Annotated in this window: 18 protein-coding genes; 10 read left to right on the plus strand and 8 right to left on the minus strand. The window is 68.5% G+C overall.

Going from position 1 to position 19,350, the window contains the following annotated elements; translation table 11 throughout:
- Positions 1–71 precede the first annotated feature (71 nt).
- The 5 genes from F0U63_RS26110 to F0U63_RS26130 all read left to right on the plus strand — a co-directional run bounded on the left by F0U63_RS26110 (position 72) and on the right by F0U63_RS26130 (position 5,647).
- Positions 72–644 (plus strand): RNA polymerase sigma factor, encoded by a 573-nt coding sequence (locus F0U63_RS26110; RefSeq protein ID WP_395848428.1) that lies wholly within the window; start codon positions 72–74, stop codon positions 642–644.
- A complete protein-coding gene (locus F0U63_RS26115; RefSeq protein WP_395833525.1) occupies positions 641–1,150 on the plus strand; it encodes a hypothetical protein in 510 nt (169 codons plus the stop codon). Before F0U63_RS26110 ends, F0U63_RS26115 begins: the two co-directional genes overlap by 4 nt.
- An 8-nt stretch (positions 1,151–1,158) precedes the next feature.
- On the plus strand, positions 1,159–2,535 hold the full coding sequence (locus F0U63_RS26120; RefSeq protein WP_395833527.1) for a hypothetical protein: 1,377 nt from the start codon (positions 1,159–1,161) through the stop codon (positions 2,533–2,535).
- Between the two features lie 257 nt (positions 2,536–2,792).
- The gene (locus F0U63_RS26125) at positions 2,793–4,163 is read left to right on the plus strand and encodes a 2Fe-2S iron-sulfur cluster-binding protein (RefSeq protein ID WP_395833529.1); all 1,371 of its coding nucleotides are present in this window, start codon (positions 2,793–2,795) and stop codon (positions 4,161–4,163) included.
- Complete coding sequence (locus tag F0U63_RS26130; protein ID WP_395833531.1) at positions 4,160–5,647, plus strand: FAD-dependent oxidoreductase; 1,488 nt, start codon at positions 4,160–4,162, stop codon at positions 5,645–5,647. The genes F0U63_RS26125 and F0U63_RS26130 overlap by 4 nt, the downstream gene beginning before the upstream one ends.
- A 26-nt stretch (positions 5,648–5,673) precedes the next feature.
- Here the strand turns inward: F0U63_RS26130 and F0U63_RS26135 are convergent, their stop codons facing one another.
- Complete coding sequence (locus F0U63_RS26135; RefSeq protein WP_395833533.1) at positions 5,674–6,267, minus strand: zf-TFIIB domain-containing protein; 594 nt, start codon at positions 6,265–6,267, stop codon at positions 5,674–5,676.
- Between the two features lie 91 nt (positions 6,268–6,358).
- Here F0U63_RS26135 and alr point away from each other — a divergent pair, with 91 nt between their 5' ends.
- A complete protein-coding gene (gene alr, locus F0U63_RS26140) occupies positions 6,359–7,597 on the plus strand; it encodes an alanine racemase (protein ID WP_395833535.1) in 1,239 nt (412 codons plus the stop codon).
- An 8-nt stretch (positions 7,598–7,605) separates the two neighbouring features.
- On the opposite strand, the gene F0U63_RS26145 is transcribed toward alr, so the two are convergent.
- From F0U63_RS26145 to F0U63_RS26165, 5 genes are all read right to left on the minus strand, one after another.
- On the minus strand, positions 7,606–8,220 hold the full coding sequence (locus F0U63_RS26145; protein WP_395833537.1) for a hypothetical protein: 615 nt from the start codon (positions 8,218–8,220) through the stop codon (positions 7,606–7,608).
- 39 nt (positions 8,221–8,259) lie between these two features.
- Entirely contained in the window at positions 8,260–8,520 is a 261-nt protein-coding gene (locus F0U63_RS26150) for a hypothetical protein (RefSeq protein WP_395833539.1), read from the minus strand.
- Between the two features lie 57 nt (positions 8,521–8,577).
- The gene (locus F0U63_RS26155; protein ID WP_395833541.1) at positions 8,578–10,935 is read right to left on the minus strand and encodes an RCC1 repeat-containing protein; all 2,358 of its coding nucleotides are present in this window, start codon (positions 10,933–10,935) and stop codon (positions 8,578–8,580) included.
- A gap of 134 nt (positions 10,936–11,069) precedes the next feature.
- A complete protein-coding gene (locus F0U63_RS26160) occupies positions 11,070–11,723 on the minus strand; it encodes a hypothetical protein (protein ID WP_395833543.1) in 654 nt (217 codons plus the stop codon).
- A gap of 86 nt (positions 11,724–11,809) precedes the next feature.
- Positions 11,810–12,190: a DUF4190 domain-containing protein gene (locus F0U63_RS26165; protein WP_395833545.1), complete on the minus strand. Its 381-nt coding sequence runs from the start codon at positions 12,188–12,190 to the stop codon at positions 11,810–11,812.
- 172 nt (positions 12,191–12,362) lie between these two features.
- On the opposite strand from F0U63_RS26165, the gene F0U63_RS26170 reads away from it, so the two are divergent.
- Positions 12,363–13,319, plus strand: coding sequence for an alpha/beta fold hydrolase (locus F0U63_RS26170; RefSeq protein ID WP_395833547.1), 957 nt, complete (start codon positions 12,363–12,365; stop codon positions 13,317–13,319).
- A gap of 1 nt (position 13,320) precedes the next feature.
- On the opposite strand, the gene F0U63_RS26175 is transcribed toward F0U63_RS26170, so the two are convergent.
- Complete coding sequence (locus F0U63_RS26175) at positions 13,321–13,824, minus strand: TetR/AcrR family transcriptional regulator (RefSeq protein WP_395833549.1); 504 nt, start codon at positions 13,822–13,824, stop codon at positions 13,321–13,323.
- Positions 13,825–13,930: 106 nt separating this feature from the next.
- A complete protein-coding gene (locus F0U63_RS26180) occupies positions 13,931–14,389 on the minus strand; it encodes a nuclear transport factor 2 family protein (RefSeq protein WP_395833551.1) in 459 nt (152 codons plus the stop codon).
- Between the two features lie 551 nt (positions 14,390–14,940).
- On the opposite strand from F0U63_RS26180, the gene F0U63_RS26185 reads away from it, so the two are divergent.
- The 3 genes from F0U63_RS26185 to F0U63_RS26195 all read left to right on the plus strand — a co-directional run bounded on the left by F0U63_RS26185 (position 14,941) and on the right by F0U63_RS26195 (position 19,344).
- Positions 14,941–16,797, plus strand: a complete 1,857-nt coding sequence (locus tag F0U63_RS26185; protein WP_395833553.1) for a hypothetical protein — start codon at positions 14,941–14,943, stop codon at positions 16,795–16,797.
- Between the two features lie 101 nt (positions 16,798–16,898).
- Positions 16,899–18,413 (plus strand): hypothetical protein, encoded by a 1,515-nt coding sequence (locus F0U63_RS26190; protein WP_395833555.1) that lies wholly within the window; start codon positions 16,899–16,901, stop codon positions 18,411–18,413.
- A 595-nt stretch (positions 18,414–19,008) separates the two neighbouring features.
- Positions 19,009–19,344: a hypothetical protein gene (locus F0U63_RS26195; protein WP_395833557.1), complete on the plus strand. Its 336-nt coding sequence runs from the start codon at positions 19,009–19,011 to the stop codon at positions 19,342–19,344.
- The last annotated feature ends 6 nt before the right edge of the window (positions 19,345–19,350 follow it).

The following is a 19,350-nucleotide window of genomic DNA, read 5'->3' on the forward strand; positions in this document are numbered from 1 at the left end:
ACCCATGCGTGAACGCACTCGCCTACCCCTCAGCAGTCGTCGCGGACCTCGCCCGGGCCATTGGGATGCAGATGGCGGATGAGGCCGTCGCCCCTTCCTGGAAGGCCGAGGTCCTCGCCGCCCGGCGCGGCGACCCCTCCGCTTTCGAGTCGCTCGTGCGCGGCATGCAGCGCCCCGTGTACGGCCTGGCGCTGCGCCTGCTCGGCAACGAGGCCGAGGCCTCCGAGGTGTCGCAAGAGGCCTTCCTGCGCGCCTATCAGCACCTGCACAAGTACGACGAGTCCCGCCCTTTTGATCTCTGGGTGATGGCCATCGCGCGCAACCTCTGCATGGACCTGCTGCGCCGGCGCGGCAAGGTGCGCACCGAGGAACTCGAGCCGATGAAGGAAGTGCTCGCGAGCGGCGAGGCGTCGCTCGAGGAGGGGGCGATCGCCCGCCAGGAGCGCCAGTCCCTGGAGGCGGCCCTCGCCACCCTGTCCGCCGAGGACCGGGAGGTGCTCGCCCTCTACTATGTGCAGAAGCGCACGACGAAGGAGATTGCCCAGGTGTTGGGCTGCGCGCCGGGCACGATCATGGCGCGCCTGTTCCGGGCGCGCGAGAAGCTGCGCAAGAAGATGACCCCCGCCCAGGAGGAGCAGACATGACCGCCACGATCCCGGAGTGCCCGGAGCTCGAGGTGCTCTTCACCGAGCTGGAGGCGGGCGCGGGCCCCGCGCTGGAGCATGCGCGCGAGTGCGAGGTGTGCGCCGCGATCCTCGAGGAGCACCGGCAGTTGGAGAAGGATCTGTACCGGCTGGCGGATCCGGCGCCTCCGCCGGACTTCGTGCACCGGGTGATGGCGCGGGTGGCCGCCGAGCCCCCGCCCCTGCACCGCGAGCTGTGGACGGGCCTGTCCATCCTCGCCGCCTCGCTCCTGGTGGGGCTCGGGGTGCTGGTCTCCAACGACGCGGCCCTGAGCGGGGCGGGCACGAGCCTGGCCCGCCTCCTCGTGGATGGCAGGGCCTTTCTCGAGGGCCTGCGCAGCGGGGTGAATGCCCTGTGGAACACGGCGGCGGCCCCCGTCGCCGGCCTGTTCGCCCTGCTCCTGATCTCTTCCCTGTTCGGCATCAAGCGGCTGGCCGGCAGCGGTCCCCAACCTTCCGAAGCGTGAGTGTCGCCATGAAGCTCTCCCCGCCCCTGCTCCTGTCCGCCGCCCTGCTCGCCGCGCCCTTGTCGCTCGCGCAGGCTCCCGCCGAGGCCCCCTCCTCCCCCACCCTCCAGCTCCAGTTCCGCGGCACCCTGCGCGACGCGATCCAGAAGATCGCCGAGGAGGGCGGCCTCAACGTGGTCATCACCGGCGAGCTGGACACCCCGGCCGACATCCGCCTGAAGAACGTCAGCGCCGAGCAGGCCCTGCGCACGGTGGCACGCGCCCACTCGCTGAAGCTCGAGCGCGACGGCGCCATCTACACCCTGCGCCCCATGACGGACGACGAGAGGGAAGAGGCCGGCATGGCGGAGCTCCCCTCGGCGCCCCCTGCGCCAGTGCCCGCCGTGGCGCCACCTCCGCCCGTGCCCCCGGTGGCCGTGGACTCGTCCGACTTCGACATGGACGAGGACGAGCTCAAGGAGCACGTGCGCAGCCAGATGAAGAAGGTGCGCCGCTCCAGCCGGGGCTCGCAGGACGTGGTCGCCCGGGGCCGCTCGCTGGACGTGACGGAGGACGAGTCGGTGGACAGCGCCGTCGTCTACGGGGGCGATCTCCGCGTGAAGGGGCACGTGAACGAGGACGCCGTCGTCTTCGGCGGCAACCTGGAGATCTCCGGCCACGTGGAGGGAGACGCGCACGCCTTCGGGGGCAACGTGGTGCTCGGCCCGGACGCGACGGTGGAGGGGGACGTGTCCGCCTATGGCGGCAGCGTGATCAAGCAGGAAGGGGCGAAGGTGGAGGGCCGGACCGAGTCCTTCGGGGGCGCCAACATCGGCCGCATGGTGGCGGGCGAAATCAAGGACAGCATCAAGGAAGCCAAGCAGGAGCGCGACGAGGAGCGGGACTCGGGCGGCCGGTTCGCGTCCTTCCTGCTCACGTTCGCCCTCCTCTTCGGCATGGGCTTCCTCGGACAGCTCTTCTTCCCGGCGCGGATGAAGGCCCTGGGCGCGGAGATCCGCGCCGAGCCGGCGCGCAGCGGCGCGGTGGGCCTGCTGGGCGCGCTGGCGCTCGTCCCCGCCCTGGTGATGCTGAGCATCACCGTCATCGGCATTCCGCTCGCCCTGGCGCTCATCGTCGTGGTGCCGGTGTTGACGGGCTGGGGCTTCACCGCGGTGGCGAGCGAGCTGGGCGCTCGCCTGCCCTTGCTGCGCGGCCGCAAGACCCAGGCCATGGTGCTCGCCCTGGGGCTGTTCATCCTCCTCCTGGTGGGCCGCATCCCGGTGCTCGGCTCGATGGTGATGTTGGCCGCGACGCTGGTGGGCCTGGGCGCCGTCATCCGCACCCGCTTCGGCCACCGCCCGCAGGGCTTCCCCGAGCCCATCTTCGGCGGCCAGCGCACCTCCTGAGCGGCGCGTCCTGACGGAACATGGGAAGTCCCCATGGGGGCGGTGACGAGCGGAAGCCACGCTCGCGCCGCCCCCGCTTCATTGCGGCAGGCGCATGACACGTCGCTTCACGGCCTGACGCGCCGCGCCAGTTCCGGCGGAGAAGCCGCCGTTGTCCGCGCCATCTCACCCGCTGGCTGTTTTGTCTCGTGGGAGGAGGAGACTCCCAGGCGGGCTTTGACCGCCCGGGGCCTCTGGGACATTGTCCCGCGCACCCTATGCGCCGCCTCCCAGATGCCGCCTCGCGCGGCAAGTCCATCACCATGGACCTCGAGGGCGAAACGGTGCCAGCCATCGAGGGCGAGCCCGTTGCCTGCTCGCTCATCGCCGCCGGTGAATCCGTCCTCGCCCGCTCCATCAAGTACCACCGCGCCCGCGGACCGTATTGCTTCTCCGGTGCGTGCTCGCACTGCCTCATGCGCGTGGACGGACTGCCCAACGTCTACACGTGCCGCGTGCCGGCCCGCGACGGCATGAAGCTGGAGCGGCAGAACGCCTACCCCTCGGCGAAGGTGGACGTGTTCGAGGCCATCGACTGGTTCTTCCCCAAGGGGTTGGACCACCACGAGATGTTCGCTGGCGTGCCCGTGGCCGAGCAGGTCATGGCCAAGGTGGCGCGCCAGCTCGCGGGCCTCGGCCTGCTGCCCACCGCTCCCGCTCCCGAGCGCCTGCCCGTGGAGACGGTACGCACCCGCGTGGCCGTGGTGGGCGCGGGCGCGGCGGGGCTCGCGGCGGCCCAGGTGCTCGCCGCCCAGGGCCTGCCCTTCCTGCTGCTCGAGCGTGACAGCGTGCTCGGGGGGCGGCTCCTCGCGGGCGTGCCCGAGGCGGACGCGCCGCCTCCACCGTCCGAGGGGCTCCTGGTCCCGGAGCGCGTGCGCACGCGCGTCACGGCCATCGGCCTGTTCGACGACGAGGAGGGCCGCTTCCTCGCGGCGGTGAGCGAGGGCAGCGGGGAGCCGCGGCTCGTGCGCGTGTACGCCGAGCGCTTCCTGCTCGCGCCCGGTGGGCACCCGCCGATGCTGCCCTTCGAGAACAACGATCTGCCGGGTGTGTACGCCAGCCACGCGGCGAGCCTGCTGGTGCGCCGCTACGGCGTGGCGCCCGAGACGGCGGCGCTGGTGGGCTCGGGCCCCGAGCTGTACGCGCTCGCGCGGCTGATGACGGAGCGCGGAACGAAGGTGGCGGCGGTGGTGGACCTGAAGGGCCCGCCGCCCGCGAACGCCCCCGCCGGAGCCGTCCAGGGCAGCGAGCCCAAGGCGCACGGCCACAACGCGGTGAGTGGCTTCAGCTACCAGGACGCGTCGGGCCGCCGGGTGAAGGTGGCATGTGACGCGGTGCTGGTGGCGGTGGCGCCGAGCCCGAGCTTCGAGCTGGCGCGGCAGGGCGGCGCGAAGGTGGAGTACGACGAGGCGCGCGAGGTGTTCGCGGTGGTGGCGGACGCGGAGGGGCGCACCGAGGCCGCGGACGTGTACGTGGCGGGGGATGTGAGGGGCGCACGGAGCGCGGCCCAGGCGGCGGCGGATGGCCGGCGCGCGGCCGAGGCGCTCGCCCACTCACTCACGCAAACCGCCGTGGGAGGCAAGTCATGAGCAAGGCACTAATCTGCTCCTGCGAGGACGTGACGGTGGAGGACATCCGCCACGCGGTCGCCAAGGGCTTTCGCGACGTGGAATCGGTCAAGCGCTTCACGGGCTTCGGCACGGGCGTGTGCCAGGGCAAGAGCTGCCTGTCGGCGGTGGCGGCGCTGCTGGCGAAGGAGAAGGCGCAGAAGCCCGAGGGCATCGTGCCCTTCACGCCCCGGCCGCCGCTCTACCCCACGGAGCTGTCGTTGCTGGCCTCGTACCCGGTGGACGAGTCGAAGCCTCCGGTGGGAGGAGTGCCCCAGGAGCTGGACACCTTCCCCGCGACGTTGCGGCCCGAGGGCTCGGTGCCGGCGCGAGCCCGGGTGGTCATCGTCGGAGGAGGCGTGCTGGGCCTGGCGCTCGCGTACAACCTGTCGCTGCGCGGCGAGACGGACGTGGTGGTGCTCGAGCGCGGCTACCTGTGCGCGGGCGCGTCGGGGCGCAACGGGGGCGGCGTGCGCATGCAGTGGGGCACGGCGGCCAACATCCAGCTGGCCAAGCGCTCCATCGAGCTGATGGGCCGCTTCGCGCGCGACCTGGGCATCAACGTGTGGCTGCGCCAGGGCGGCTACCTCTTCATGGCGAAGACGAAGCCGGTGGCCGAGCGCCTGGAGCGCAACGCGGCGCTGCACAACAAGCACGGCGTGCCCACGCGCATGCTCACCCTGGACGAGGCGCGCGACGTGGTGCCCGGCCTGTCGCTCAAGGACGCGCAGGCGGTCTCCTACAACCCCGAGGACGGCGTCATCTTCCCCTGGCCCTTCCTCTGGGGGTACGCCAATGCCTGCCGCAAGGCGGGCATCAAGGTGGAGACGTACACGCGCGTCACGGGCTTCGAGCTGTCGGACGGACTGGTGCGCAAGGTGAAGACGGACCGGGGCGACATCTCGTGCGACACGGTGGTGCTGGCCTCGGGGGCGTGGAGCCCGGAGGTGGCCAGGCTCGCGGGGGTGTCGCTGCCCAACGAGCCCCACCGGCACGAAATCCTCAGCACCGAGCCCCTCAAGCCCTTCCTGGGGCCGCTGGTGTCGGTGTTGGACTCGGGGCTGTACTTCAGCCAGTCCATGCGTGGGGAGATCGTCGGAGGCATGGGAGATCCGCTGGAGCCCGCGGGGTTGAACATGGGCTCCACGCTGCGCTTCGTGTCGCGCTTCGCGCGGGCGCTCACCGAGCAGTTGCCCAACCTGGGCCACGTGAAGGTGCTGCGGCAGTGGGCGGGCTGCTACGACGTGACGCCGGACAACAGCCCCATCCTCGGCCGCACGCCGGGGCTGGAGAACCTGCTCCAGCTCTCGGGCTTCGTGGGACACGGCTTCATGATGGCGCCCGCGGTGGCCGAGCGGATGGCCCAGTGGATGACCACCGGCGCGTCCGATGAGCTCTTCACCCGCTTCAACCTGCGCCGCTTCCAGGAGGGCAAGCTGGAGCGCGAGGACATGATCATCGGCTGAGTGGCATGGCGGGAGGGCCGCGCGGTTCACCCCTCCGCGCGCGCCTTCATGCAGGCACGGCAGGCCAGCCCGTCCCGGAGGGCCTGCCCCTCGCGCAGCGGTCTGGCCCGGCCACACTCCACGCAGCGGAAGGTGCCCGGGGGCGGCTGCTCGACGGGCTCCTCCTCCACGACGAGCACGGGAAGCTCCCGGTGGTCCTCCACGGAATGCGGCTGTCCGGGCGTATGCGCGGGCTCGGCCCGCCGGGGCGGAGGCGGGGGCGCACGAGGCGGAGGCGGACGGGCCGCGGGCGGAGGCGTCTCCCGGACGCCGAGTGGGGCGAGCTCTCCGGCATCGAGGAACATGCCACGGCACGCCGAGCACACCTCGACGGTAGCGCCCGAGGGGAGCCGCGCGGGAGTCATGAGGATGCGGCACTCCACGCACGAGCGCTGCGTCTCTCCCCCGACGAGCTGGTGCCTGGCGGGCTCACCGAAGGTGTCCTGGATGCGGCCGGCGGCGCCCCAGAAGCCCCCGCACTGGGCGCACCGGGCCAGCTCGGCCTGGGCACCCGTGCGAGAGGTGGCGGCGAAGGGCTCGAGGGGATGGGCGCAGTGGGGACAGTGGCTCACGAGCGACATGGGGACGGACTCTACCATCCTCTCCCGCCAGGCCTCGTCCCGCGTGGTGTTGAGGCTCGAGCCCGATACAGTGCCGGATGAGGAGCCTCCAATGTCCCTTGCCCGCATGTGGGTTGTACTGCTCGCGCCCCTGTACCTGCTGAGTTGTCAGACGCCTTCAGGTCATCACCCGCTCCAGGACTCGGCCCAGGCCGGGACGGAACGGCTCCACCCGTTCACCGGCAACGCGTGGCTGGAGATCGACAAGGCGGCATTTGAAGGCAATCTGCGCACCCTGCGGACCAGGCTGGGAGAGAAGACCCGCATCTGCGTGGTCATGAAGGCTGACGCCTATGGGCACGGAATGGACCTGCTCATCCCCTCTCTTTCGGAGCTGGGCGTGCCGTGCGTCGGCATCACGAGCAATGACGAGGCGAGGCGGGCGCGCGCCAGGGGCTTCAGCGGGCGTCTCATCCGGCTTCGAAGCGCCACGATGGACGAGGTCGAGGATGGGCTGCGCTATGGGCTCGAGGAGCCGGTCGGCAATCTCGCGTACGCGAGGCGGGTCTCGGACATTGGCAAGAAGCACGCCCGCACCATTCCCATGCACCTTGAGCTCGACGCCGGGGGCATGAGCCGCAACGGGATCGAGCTCGTCACGGCGCAAGGCAAGAAGGAGGTCCTCGAGCTCCTGCGGCTCCCGAGCCTCAAGCTCGTTGGCATCATGACCCACTTCCCAGTGGAGGAACGAGAAGACATCTTGCGCGTGCTCGCCACCTTCAAGGAGCAGGCCGACTGGGTCATCGAGAATGGCAACCTCGATCGAAGCCAACTCACGCTCCACTGCGCCAACTCCTTCGCGACGCTGGAGGTGCCTGAGAGTCACCTGGACATGGTGCGCGTGGGAGCGGTGCTCTTCGGCAACTCCTTGGCGAAGTACCCGGAGTTCAAGCGGATGTTGCAGTTCAAGTCTCGCGTCGCGAGCGTCAACAGCTATCCGGCCGGGAGCACGGTCGGCTACGACCGTACGTTCGCCCTGAAACGCGACTCGAGGCTTGCGAACATCCCGGTGGGTTACTCCGACGGCTATAGCCGCGTGCTCTCGAACCGGGGCCATGTCCTGATCCGAGGGCTGCGCCATCCCATCGTCGGCAGGGTCTCCATGAATACCTTCATGGTCGACGTGACCGACAGCCCGGCGATCCAGCCCGGCGATGAAGTCGTGCTCTTTGGGAAACAAGGCACGAGTGAAATCACCCGAGCGGAGTTGGAGGAGGGCGCGGGCACGCTCCTCGCGGACCAGTACACGATCTGGGGCAACTCCAACCCCAGGATTCTGAAGGCCGAATAGGGGGACGGTCAGAGCTTGGCGTGACCCGACGCGGGGGGAGCGGTGCCTCCCTGGGAATATTTCGCGTTCACCTCGGCATTGGTCCGGTTGGAGCTGCCGAGGATGTACTCGTAGACGGCGTCGCCCTGATGTCCCTTCTGCTTGGCCTTGTTCACGAGGTCATCGAAGGTGGGGCCATCCGGGTTGCCGTACTCCTTCATGTCCCGTGCGCGCAGCGCGTCCACGTCGGCCTTGTTCTCCATCATGCCGCGCGCCTCGAGGCGGGCCTCGTGGCGGATCCCCGCCGCCTTCCGGGCGCGCTGCTCGGGCGACAGGCCCGCCGCCTTCCACTGGGCGTCGAGCGCCGGGATCTCACCGACCTTCTGGTTGTACCAGGCACGGACGTCCGTGTTGCTCATCTTCGGGGCGTTGTTCGCGCCCGTGCTGAGCACGTTCGCCGTCTTGGTGTCCCGCGACCGCGGCGAGTAGTTGTCGCGGACCCGGTTGGACGAGGCCGCGGACGTCGACGAGGGGGGGGTGCTCGCGCCCGTGGGCGTGCTGGAGCCCGTGGACTTGCTCGCACGTGTGGACGAGGAGGGCGGCGAGGCGGCAGGGCGCGGAGACCGGGACGTCCTGAGGGTCATGGCGGTGACTTTCGGAGAAAGCGGAGGGGACGTCGGGGTTTATTTGTCCTGCCTGGTCGTCTTGGACTTGCCGTAGAAGCCCGCGGACTTTTCGGAGGGGGGGCGCTGCCACGTCTTGGGCCAGTCGTCGAACTGAGCGAGTTCCTCGTCGCCCGCGAGCAGCGTGTACAGGGACTCCTCGGGGAAGTCGCCGACGCGGATGCGCAGCTCCTGTCCATCCACCTCGGTGCGCATCGGATGGAAGGCATCCGGCGTCTTCTCCCACTTCAACTTGCGCTGCAGCAGTTCCTCGCCCGTCATGGCCCGTCCTCGTCGGGTGCCCCCCCTGTCGGCGGCACACTTCCGTGGAGCGGAACGCTAGGGGCGCCCAGCACGGATTGTCAAAGGCGGATGGGGGCCGGCTCGAGAGCTCCTCCATCCGAGGGCGGCCACGGACTCCCCTCCGGTCGGCCCCCGCACATGAACAGGAGCCAGGTTGTCGTCCGTGGTGTCATCCCCCAGTTGGCCGAAGCGGTTGAAACCCCACGCCCACACGGCGCCACCGGCGCCCACCGCCAGCGAATGGTCGTCATTCGCCGCCACGGCCAGCATCCGGCTCAGCCCCTGCACCTGCTCCGGCACCCGACGGGTGTTCGTGGTGCCATCCCCCAATTGGCCGGAGAGGTTGTAGCCCCAGGCCCACACGGTGCCATCCGAGCGCACCGCCTGTGAGTAGAAGGCTCCCGCCGCCACGGACACCACTCCGCTCAATCCCGGCACCCGCACCGGCTCCAAGCGGTTGATCTCGGTGCCATCCCCCAGCTCGCCGTAGTAGTTGATCCCCCACGCCCACACGGTGCCGTCGGAGCGTATCGCCAGCGAATGGTGGGCGCCCGTCGACACGGCCACCACTCCACTCAGGCCCCGCACCTGCACTGGAGCGAGGCGGTGCCCGCTCGTCGTCCCATCGCCCAGCTCACCGTTGTAGTTGTTCCCCCAAGCCCACACGGTGCCGTCGGAGCGCAACGCCAGCGAATGGAAGTAGCCCCCCTCCACGGCCACCACCCCGCTCAACCCCTGCACCTGCACCGGCTCCAAGCGGGTGCTTTCGGTACCATCCCCCAGTTGGCCGTATTGGTTCTCGCCCCAGGCCCAGACGGTGCCGTCGGAGCGCACCGCCAGCGAATGGGTTTTGCCCGCCGCCACGGCCACCACTCCACTCAGCCCCTTCACCTGCACTGGTACCAGGCGTTTGCTCTTGGTGCCATCCCCCAGCTCGCCGTAGAAGTTGTGGCCCCAACCCCACACGGTGCCGTCGGAGCGCACCGCCAGCGAATGGTATGAGCCCGCCGCCACGGCCACCGCTCCGTTCAGCCCCGTCACCTGCCCTGGCACCCACCTGTGGTCCTCGGTGCCATTCCCCAACTGGCCGTATAAGTTGTAACCCCAGGACCAGACGGTGCCGTCGGAGCGCAACGCCAGCGAATGGAGGGCGCCCGCCGCCACGGCCGCCACTCCGCTCAGCCCCAGCAGTCCCTCCACCTGCGCTGGAAGCAAATGGGCGTCCTTGGTGCCACCCCCCAACTGGCCGAAGTAGTTGTCGCCCCAGGCCCACACGGTACCGTCGGAGCGGACGGCCAGCGTGTGATCACCGCCCGCCGCCACGGCCACCACCACTCCGCTCAGCCCCTTCACCTGCCTTGGCGAGGAGCTGTCGGCCCCATAGCCGTCCCCCAGCTGGCCGTAGTAGTTGAAGCCCCAAGCCCAGAGGGTGCCGTCGGAGCGCACCGCCAGCGAATGGTAGTGGCCCGCGGCCACGGCCACCACGCCGCTCAACCCCTGCACCTGCACCGGCTCCAAGCGGGTGCTCGTGGTGCGATCCCCCAGTTGGCCGTAGTTGTTGTAGCCCCAGGCCCAGAGGGTGCCGTCGGAGCGCACCGCCAGCGAATGGGTTTTGCCCGCGGCCACGGCCACCACTCCGCTCAACCCCGTCACCTGCACCGGCTCCAAGCGGGTGCTCGTGGTGCCATCCCCCAGCCGGCCTGAAGAGTTGTAGCCCCAGGCCCACACGGTGCCGTCGGAGCGCACCGCCAGCGAATGGGAGTGGCCCGCGGCCACGGTCACCACTCCACTCAACCTCTGCACCTGCACCGGCGCCAGACGGTTGCTCGTGGTGCCATCCCCCAACTGGCCGTATTGATTCTCGCCCCAGGCCCAGACGGTGCCGTCATAACGTACCGCCAGCGAATAGGAGGAGCCCGCTGCCACCATCACCACGCCACGCAATCCCTGCACCTGCACCGGCGCCAGACGGTTGCTCGTGGTGCCATCCCCCAGTTCGCCCTTGGAGTTGGAGCCCCAAGCCCACACGGTACCGTCCGAGCGCGCCGCCAGCGAATGGGAGGAACTCGCGGACAAGGAGAGCAATCGACTTCCCAACTCCACCTGCATCGGCACCGAGCGGTCACCCGGAGTGCCCTGCCCGAGCTGGCCCGAGTCGTTGGCACCTGTTGCCCAGAGGGTTCCATCCGGGAGCCCCACCAGCGAATGAGACTCACCCGCGGCGACGAACACCACTCCGCCCGGCCCCGGCATCTGCACGGCTGCCGAGTGATTGCTCGTGGTGCCCTGCCCCGGCTCTCCTGGAGCATCAATGGACTGACCACAAGCCACCACCAGTACCGCGAGCCAGACGCCCAGCAGTCTGGTCGTCCAGCGTTCTGCATTGAGTTGCATGATTTGACTCCTGGCAAGAGGGAGCTACGGGCAGCTGAAGCCGTGCGTCCTCGAGGATGCACCATGTGGCTTCCCCCTGACAGTAGGATTCTCCCCCTGAACATGCTCTACGAGGGCACCCACCAGGTGCAGGCTCAGGGCGAGGGAGACAGGCCCGTGGAGCGCTCTTCCTGACGCGACAGCTCGCCCGCGGCCTTCACTGCCTGAACCATGGCGTAGATGATGTAGATGCGGAAGAGGATGCCGAACGTCGGCGGCGAGCGGCCCGAGCCTCCGTAGGTGGCGAGCGTGTAGAGCCCGTCGGCGGCGTAGAGGAGGATGGCCAGCACCATGGCCACGCGCGAGCGGCGATAGGTGAAGAAGCCCAGCACCGCGACGAGGCCTCCGAAGATGATGCTGCCCAGGCCCAGCTCCATGCTCTCGAGGATCTCCGAGTTGATGAGCATGGCCACCACGCCGACGAGCGTGTTGAAGCCGGCCAGGAAGTAGAGGAGGTACGCCATACTCCTCACCCGCTGCTCGGGATCCGACGCCGAGCCCGGGAGGGGCACCCCGTTGCGCATGACCCGCAGCTCCGCGTTCATGAAGCTCTGGACGAACTGGATGTGCAGGGTGCTTCCGTCGGGGAGGGGGAACTCCACGCCCTTCTTCAGCTCCTTCTGTCCGCCCGTCACCGTGCCCAGCGGTTTTCCATCCAGGGTGGCCTGGAAGTTCTTCCAGAACATCCCCCAGCTCAGCACCAGGCGCTGCGGTCCACCGGGTTCCAACGCAAACGTCTTCTTCGCCATGTGCGGCCCCCCTCTTCGACTGTGAAGCCCGGAAGGCTAGCCGGTCTGCCTGGTGGAGCAAAGGCCCGGGACGGGCGCGCCCCCACTCATCCCCGCAGTGCGAGCCCAACTCCCACGACGACGAGCATCGCCAGATGGAACCAGCCCACGTTGCGCGCGAGCATGGCCAGTCCCTCACCGGAGCCAGGGGCCTCGCCCCGGCGGATGGCGGCCAGTTCTTGGTGCCCGAGCACGATGGCCACGAGCCCGGGGACGAACCCGCAGAAGCCCAGCGTGGCGAAGGCCAGCGCCGTCATGGCGCGCTTCGAGGGTTTCTCCCCCAGCACCACCTTGTGGCAGCGCAGGCAGAGCATCCGCCCCGCCTGCCACCGGCGGCAGCGCTCACATAGGAACGTGCCGCACCGGCTGCAGGTGCCTTCGGCGGGGCTCTCGGGATGGGTGGCGCACAGCGCGGTGCTCGCGTCCATGCGCCCGTTCTAGCACCCCGTGCGCTACTTCTAAGTAATAGGACGGATGGGGGCCCCTATGGAGGGCGGCGAGCGGTAGGAACGCGATGCTTTTTTAGCATCTTCCGGTGCGGAGCCCGTGTGGCACGGTGGAGGAGTGAGTTCCCTTCGTTTCCAAGACAAAGGCTCCACCATGTTTGAAATCACCCACCGCATCGTTCAGACCAACGGCATCCACCTGCATATCGCCGAGGCCGGCCAGGGTCCCCTGGTGCTGCTGCTCCATGGCTGGCCGGAGTCCTGGTACTCGTGGCGCCACCAGATCCCCGCGCTCGCCGCCGCCGGTTACCACGTCGTGGCCCCCGATGTGCGCGGCTACGGCCAGAGTGACAAGCCCTGGGAGATCGAGGCGTACAGCATGAAGCAGCTGCTCGCCGACTTCACCGGTCTGCTCGATGCCCTCGGGGAGAAGACCGCCGTCATCGTCGGCCACGACTGGGGCGCGGCGATGGCGTGGACCAGCGCCGCGCTCCACCCCGAGCGCTACCGCGCGGTCGTCAGCATGAGCGTGCCGCACCTCGGCCGCTCGCCCCAGCCGCCCACGCAGCTCTTCCGGCACACGTTCCAGGACACCTGGTTGTACCTCCTCTACTTCCAGCAGCCCGGCGTCGCCGAGGCGGAGTTCGAGGCGGATGTCGAGAAGGCGCTGCGCACGATCTACACCGGCACTCCCGGCTACGATCCCATGTCCCCGGTCGTGCGCGCGAAGAAGCCAGGCGACGGCTACCTCGTGGGCCTCGAGACCCCCTCCACCCTGCCCGCCTGGCTCACGGAAGAGGACCTCGCGTACTTCGTGAAGGAGTTCTCCCGCGATGGCTTCCGCAGCAGCCTCAATCGCTACCGCAACATGGACCGGGACTGGGAGGAATTGCCCGAGCTCGCCACGCTGAAGATCCATCAGCCCGCGCTCTTCGTCATCGGTGAGCAGGACCCGGGACGCGCCTTCGCGCCGGTCGAGCCGATGAAGGCCCTGGTGCCTCACCTCCACGAGCCGGTCATCGTCCCGGGCGCGGGCCATTGGGTCCAACAGGAGCGCCCCGCCGAGGTCAATGCCGCGCTCCTCTCCTTCCTCAAAGGATTGTCCCCCTGAATCAGGAACCGCTCAGGGTGCGCGCCCAAGGCTCGTCGATGTCGGCGAGGCCGAGGGCGGTGACGACGTTGTCGAGCATGCCGGCACCGAACCACTGACGGATCGCTGACTCGTCGGACCCCAGGAGTTCTCGGACGAGCTCGACCTGCTTGGCGTAGCACCGGCGCACGGCGTCGCCGACGAGCGGCTCGTCGGCGGCGCAGTTGGCGTGCATCAGGAACATCAGCACGTCGCGATCCTCGATGAGCGCGGCGTACGCCCGTCGTGCCGCCTGCAGCGCCTGCGCCGGCGAGCGCGGTGGCGGGGACGTCCTGCTGACGTGCTCGGTCAGCGTGCTCGTCATCAGCTCCGAGACGAAGTAGACGGCGCCCGCGAAGAGCTCCTGCTTGTTGGCGAACAGGCGGTACACGTACGGCTGCGAGATGCCGGCGCGCTCGGCGATCTCGTGCGTCGTGGTCCCGTAGAACCCCTTGCGCGAGAAGCAGGCGACAGCCGCCTCGAGCACGGTCCGACGTCGCTCGTCGCTCTTCGCGCTGGTGCCGGGGGCGGGCATGGGAGGAAGTTAATCACGCGTGCCCAGCCGGGGTACACCAGGGCTTTCGGACGGTCCGTCAGCCGCCGAAGCTCGCGGCCACGCCCGTCCCCGTGGCGTCGCCGTCGGGCGTGAGCGCCTCCATGGCGACCAGCGGGTTCCAGTAGTCGACGTAGCGGGTGATCCGCCCCTCGTCGTCGGTGTGGACCACCGAGATACAGGTCTGCTCGTACGGCTTGCCGGTGGGAATCGCCCGACCGACCGACCGGAACTCGGCGACGGCCCGGTTCGGGTCGGTCGTCTCGTGGAAGACGAGTCCGACGAACTCCACGTCAAAGGTCTCGGGGAAGCGGCTCATGTGCGCTCGCAGCGCCTCTCGACCCTGGACACGCGGCGGCATCCCGGTCGGCGCGAAGGGAAACTCGAGGATTCCGTCGCGGGCGAACAGCTCCAGCCACTCCTCGATCCGACCGCCGGAGAGAAGGCGCAGGTGCTCCCGGACGGCGTGCTGGGCCGACTGCATGGTGCTCGTACTCATCGTGTGCTCCCGGTTAGTGATTGACCGATAACTCATCTAACCGGCTCGTCTGCTCGAGGCAAGCGCAGTGAAAGGGGGGAGACCGCGGTTCTCATACACAAAATTACCGTCAGACTGGAAGACAGGCGGCCTCGTCCGTTTCGCCGAGGGAGTTCTCATTTTTTTGGGATGGCACCCCACCCGAGCCCTCTTTCTTTTCAGGAAAGCCTTTTTCAGGCCTTCACTGGCGGGGCCGCGCCGCGTGCTGGTGAGGAGAATCAATGAGGATCCGCGTCGGCGATGCAGTTCTGGAAAATTCATATCGCCGTATGCCTATCGCTCTTGACCCCTCTCATGCGTCGGCCACGCAGGGGGCCCTTCGTATACGCCCAGGCTGATTTTCCTTTGCACCAGCCCGCCCCTCAATCAGGGCCCCATTCCGCCTCTAGTCTGTCGGCGTTCATCGCAGCAGTCTCTCAACCACTCTGTTCGTCCCAACGGGTCCCCCCGGAGTTGTTCGCATGCGAGTATTGTTTGGTCATTCGAAGGAGCAGGAAACGCTGAGGTTGCCGGTGAAGCGCCCGCGGAAGCTCGGCGCGATGTTGATGGCGTGCCTCGCCCTCGGCGGCATGTCCATGACGGGCTGCGGCTCGACGGAAAGTGGTGAGCCGCTCGAGCAGGTGGTGAACGAGTCCGCGGACCTGCGCCGCAGCGAGCTGCACTACCTGAACAAGACGGACCGTTTCGCTACAGGCGAGGGAGAGGTGGTGGCCCACCGTCCCTTCCGGGCGGTGACGTTCCAGGTGACGGCGCCGGAGTCCTCCCGCTTCGAGTACCAGCTGCGCGAGCCGGGCGGCACGTGGGGCAGTTGGCAGCCGGTGCCCTTCGAGTGGCGCCAGGGAGAGATGGGCAGCGGCCAGGTGGTGCTCGACACCGAGGCGGACGCGGTGCGCGTGCGCGCGAGTGAGGGGGCCGAGTTCGTGCGCCTGGAACTCTTCGCCAAGGCACAGGTGATTCACGACGACGACGAGGGCCTCGGCATCTACGCGAGCCCCGGCAGCATCCGCCAGTCCGTTGCCATTGCCGGCCGGTGGGCGCCTCCCGCGGACGTGCTGAATGCAGGTGCCTCGCAGTACATGCCCTACGAGGGCCCGCCCGCCGTGTGCGCCGGTGGCCTGCTGCCCGGCACGCGCGAAATCGGTGACTGGATTCGCCAGCACTTCCCGCAGGCCACCTCCTACGGCGGCTACGCCTGCCGCGGCAACACCGCCGACCCGAGCGTCCTCTCCATCCACGCCGCGGGCCGCGCGCTGGACGTCTTTGTCCCGCTCTCCGGCGGGGCCGCGGACAACACGAAGGGCGACGCGATTGGCAACCACCTCATCAAGAACGCCCGCTACATGGGCGTGCTCTACATCATCTGGGACCAGGCCCAGTGGAGCGGCTCGGCGTCCGGCACCAAGATGAGCGCGTACACGGGCCCCAACCCGCATACCGACCACCTCCACGTCGAGTTCTCCACCGCGGCCGCGCGCGACCGTGCCACACAGTTCTTCAAGGACGGCAAGCCGCCTCCGGGTGGCGTCGCGGGCCTGAACCCGGCGCACAACCACCCGTCGGCGGTGTCCATGGCGGCCGGCACGCAGCAGGTGTACATCCGCGGCCCGGGCAGCTCGCTGTGGGTGAAGGGGTGGAATGGCAGCGTGTGGGGCAGTTGGCTGGACCTGGGTGGCCAGCTGACGTCCGCGCCGTCCGCCACCTCTCCGGCGCCCAACGTCACGCACGTCTACGTACGCGGCACCGACAACCAGCTGCACGTGAAGGGCTTCGCCAACAACACCTGGGGGGACTGGTTGCCGCTCGGTGGCATCCTCACCTCCGGCCCCTCCGCCGTCTCCCCCAACCCGAACGTCACCTGGGTTTTCATCCGTGCCCAGGACAACCGGCTGTGGGTGAAGGGCTGGGCCAACAACACCTGGGGGGATTGGGTGCAGATTGGTGGCGACTTCACCTTCGCCTCCGACCCGTCCGCCGTCTCCATGTCCCCTGGCACCGCCCAGGTGTACGTGCGTGGCCACGACAACGCCCTCTGGGTGATTGGCTTCGACGGTGCCCAGTGGGGCACCTGGGTGAACCTCGGGGGCACCCTCTCCTCCGCGCCCGCCGCTGTCTCCGCCTCCCCCAACACCACCTACGTCTACGGGCGCGGCACCGACAACGCCATCCACGTGAAGGGCTTCTCCAACAACACCTGGGGCAGCTGGCTGTCGCTCGGCGGCACCATGACGTCCTCGCCCACCGCCGTCTCCGACACCCTCAACACCAACCACATCTACGCACGCGGCTCCGACAACGCCGTCTGGGTGAAGGGCTTCTCCAACAACACCTGGGGGGACTGGGTGTCCATCGGCGGCTCCATGCCGGACTAGGCGCGGCATCCGACCGACCCGAATAGGAATTGGGCGAAAAAATGCGAATCCAAAAATGGTTGACGGTTGCCGCGATGCTTCTCGCGACTGCTTGCGGTCCCATGAACGAGGGGGACAATGAGCCCACCATCGACCCGTTCACGGGCCAGGTGCTGCCACAGGAGCTCGGCACGCAGGACATGCACCGGCTGCTCGAGGATGGAGAAATCTGGGGCGGAGGGAACATCACCGAGGCGGAGGTGCAGGGCTTCCTCAACAAGAAGAGCAGCGGCCTGCGCAACTACCGGGACCCCGCCTACGGCAACCGGCTGGCGGCGGACATCATCGCCAACGTCTCCACGGCGAGGGGTGTCAGCCCCCTCTACATGCTGGCGCGCATCCAGACGGAGTCGGGCCTCGTCAACAAGACGGTGGCGGACTCCACCAGCCTCTCCAAGGCCACCGGCTGCGGCTGCCCGGACGGAGGAGGTTGCGACGTCTCCTACACGGGCTTCGGCAAGCAGGTGGAGTGCGCCGCGGGCCTCATCCGCACGTACCTGGATGAAATCAACCGCAACGGCCAGTCGCGCACCGGCTGGCGCGTGGGTGTGGCGAAGAACACGCTGGACCCGTGCACGGTGACGCCACGGAACAAGGCCACCGTGGCCCTCTACACGTACACGCCCTGGGTGGGCGCCTACGCGCAGCAGTGCGGCACCTCGCAGTGGGGCGGCTCGTCGCTGGTGGCGCTCAATCTCCACAACTTCCTGGGCCAGCACACCTGGGGCCAGGGTGGAGGCCTGAACCCGGCGCACAACCACCCGTCGGCGGTGTCCATGGCGGCCGGCACGCAGCAGGTGTACATCCGCGGCCCGGGCAGCTCGCTGTGGGTGAAGGGGTGGAATGGCAGCGTGTGGGGCAGTTGGCTGGACCTGGGTGGCCAGCTGACGTCCGCGCCGTCCGCCACCTCTCCGGCTCCCAACGTCACGCACGTCTACGTACGCGGCACCGACAACCAACTGCACGTGAAGGGCTTCGCCAACAACACCTGGGGGGACTGGCTGCCACTCGGTGGCATCCTCACCTCTGGCCCTTCCGCCGTCTCCCCCAACCCGAACGTCACCTGGGTTTTCATCCGTGCCCAGGACAACCGGCTGTGGGTGAAGGGCTGGGCCAACAACACCTGGGGGGACTGGGTGCAGATTGGTGGCGACTTCACCTTCGCCTCCGACCCGTCCGCCGTCTCCATGTCCCCCGGCACCGCCCAGGTGTACGTGCGTGGCCATGACAACGCCCTCTGGGTGATTGGCTTCGACGGTGCCCAGTGGGGCTCCTGGGTGAACCTCGGGGGAACCCTCTCCTCCGCGCCCGCCGCTGTCTCCGCCTCCCCCAACACCACCTACGTCTACGGGCGCGGTACCGACAACGCCATCCACGTGAAGGGCTTCTCCAACAACACCTGGGGCAGCTGGCTGTCACTCGGCGGCACCATGACGTCCTCGCCCACCGCCGTCTCCGACACCCTCAACACCAACCACATCTACGCACGTGGCTCCGACAACGCCGTCTGGGTGAAGGGCTTCTCCAACAACACCTGGGGAGACTGGGTGTCCATCGGCGGCTCCATGCCGGACTAGGCGGAAGCGCGCCTCGCCCTCGAGGCACTGCCGCTCCACATGGGCGAGGCCCTCCGCTGCGGAGAAGTCCACTGCCTCGCCCTCGCGGATGTGGCCGCCTCTCCTTCAGCGGCTCCTCGCGGGCCGCTGCCTGGGAGCGGAACCAGACAGGAGGGTGCGCAGGGCCCCCGACCAGATAGACAATCCCTATTCGCTCTACGTCCGCGCTCACCGAGCCATGCACCTGGAGCAACTCCAGCGGCACGCCCCACTGCTCCACCTTGGATTCATACTGGCTGGAAGTCGAAGCACACGCGCGGCAGGAAAGTGATTGAGCGAGAGTTCCGCGCCGGGAGGGGACGCTGAAGCAACGCGTCATCTGGCACTGCAACCGCCTCAAGAGCCCAGACTCAATGAGCAACCAGACAATCGGCCGACTCCTCTCCTGGTGGGCTTTCAGGTCTGAGCCGAAGCAACGCATCTGCGTTACCGGAATATGCCATTGCAGGTGAAATGCTTGTTTTTGTTTACATCCCCGGATTTCTAGATTTTAATAGATATGTGACGTCCCGCCTGGGCGCGGATGTCACGCTCCCCATTTCCGAAAGGATCAGCCATGAAGAACTTCGCAAGCGCTTTGCTGCTTTGCCTGGGTGTGATGGCGTGCGGTATGCCAGAGCAGGACGAGCTGTCCGGCTCCATGAACGAGGACACGGCCCTCGCGACCGAGGTTGTGACCTCGGGTGATGAGGCGAACGCCTCGAAGGGCGAAGTGAATGCGCTGGCATGTACCCGGGAGTACACGGGCATCTGCAATGCCGGGTACAGCACCTGCAACTTCGAGTGCTGCAGCGGAGCCATCCGGTCGATCCAGGAAGTTTGTGGCAACTGCCTGAATCGCGCGGAGAGCTGGTGTGGCTCGGGCGTCAAGAAGGTGTGGTGGACGCCGTAATTGATG

This window comes from Cystobacter fuscus, from assembly GCF_044360685.1.
GTDB classification, from domain to species: Bacteria; Myxococcota; Myxococcia; order Myxococcales; family Myxococcaceae; genus Cystobacter; species Cystobacter fuscus_C.

Coding starts and splice junctions, on each gene's coding strand:
- F0U63_RS26125 (WP_395833529.1), top strand. CDS start 2,793: ATGCGCCGCCTCCCAGATGCCGCCTCGCGCGGCAAGTCCATCACCATG.
- F0U63_RS26155 (WP_395833541.1), bottom strand. CDS start 10,935: ATGCAACTCAATGCAGAACGCTGGACGACCAGACTGCTGGGCGTCTGG.
- F0U63_RS26110 (WP_395848428.1), top strand. CDS start 72: ATGGCGGATGAGGCCGTCGCCCCTTCCTGGAAGGCCGAGGTCCTCGCC.
- F0U63_RS26195 (WP_395833557.1), top strand. CDS start 19,009: ATGAAGAACTTCGCAAGCGCTTTGCTGCTTTGCCTGGGTGTGATGGCG.
- F0U63_RS26165 (WP_395833545.1), bottom strand. CDS start 12,190: ATGGACGCGAGCACCGCGCTGTGCGCCACCCATCCCGAGAGCCCCGCC.
- F0U63_RS26170 (WP_395833547.1), top strand. CDS start 12,363: ATGTTTGAAATCACCCACCGCATCGTTCAGACCAACGGCATCCACCTG.
- F0U63_RS26135 (WP_395833533.1), bottom strand. CDS start 6,267: ATGTCGCTCGTGAGCCACTGTCCCCACTGCGCCCATCCCCTCGAGCCC.
- F0U63_RS26160 (WP_395833543.1), bottom strand. CDS start 11,723: ATGGCGAAGAAGACGTTTGCGTTGGAACCCGGTGGACCGCAGCGCCTG.
- F0U63_RS26150 (WP_395833539.1), bottom strand. CDS start 8,520: ATGACGGGCGAGGAACTGCTGCAGCGCAAGTTGAAGTGGGAGAAGACG.
- F0U63_RS26145 (WP_395833537.1), bottom strand. CDS start 8,220: ATGACCCTCAGGACGTCCCGGTCTCCGCGCCCTGCCGCCTCGCCGCCC.
- F0U63_RS26115 (WP_395833525.1), top strand. CDS start 641: ATGACCGCCACGATCCCGGAGTGCCCGGAGCTCGAGGTGCTCTTCACC.
- F0U63_RS26130 (WP_395833531.1), top strand. CDS start 4,160: ATGAGCAAGGCACTAATCTGCTCCTGCGAGGACGTGACGGTGGAGGAC.
- alr (WP_395833535.1), top strand. CDS start 6,359: ATGTCCCTTGCCCGCATGTGGGTTGTACTGCTCGCGCCCCTGTACCTG.
- F0U63_RS26180 (WP_395833551.1), bottom strand. CDS start 14,389: ATGAGTACGAGCACCATGCAGTCGGCCCAGCACGCCGTCCGGGAGCAC.
- F0U63_RS26190 (WP_395833555.1), top strand. CDS start 16,899: ATGAACGAGGGGGACAATGAGCCCACCATCGACCCGTTCACGGGCCAG.
- F0U63_RS26120 (WP_395833527.1), top strand. CDS start 1,159: ATGAAGCTCTCCCCGCCCCTGCTCCTGTCCGCCGCCCTGCTCGCCGCG.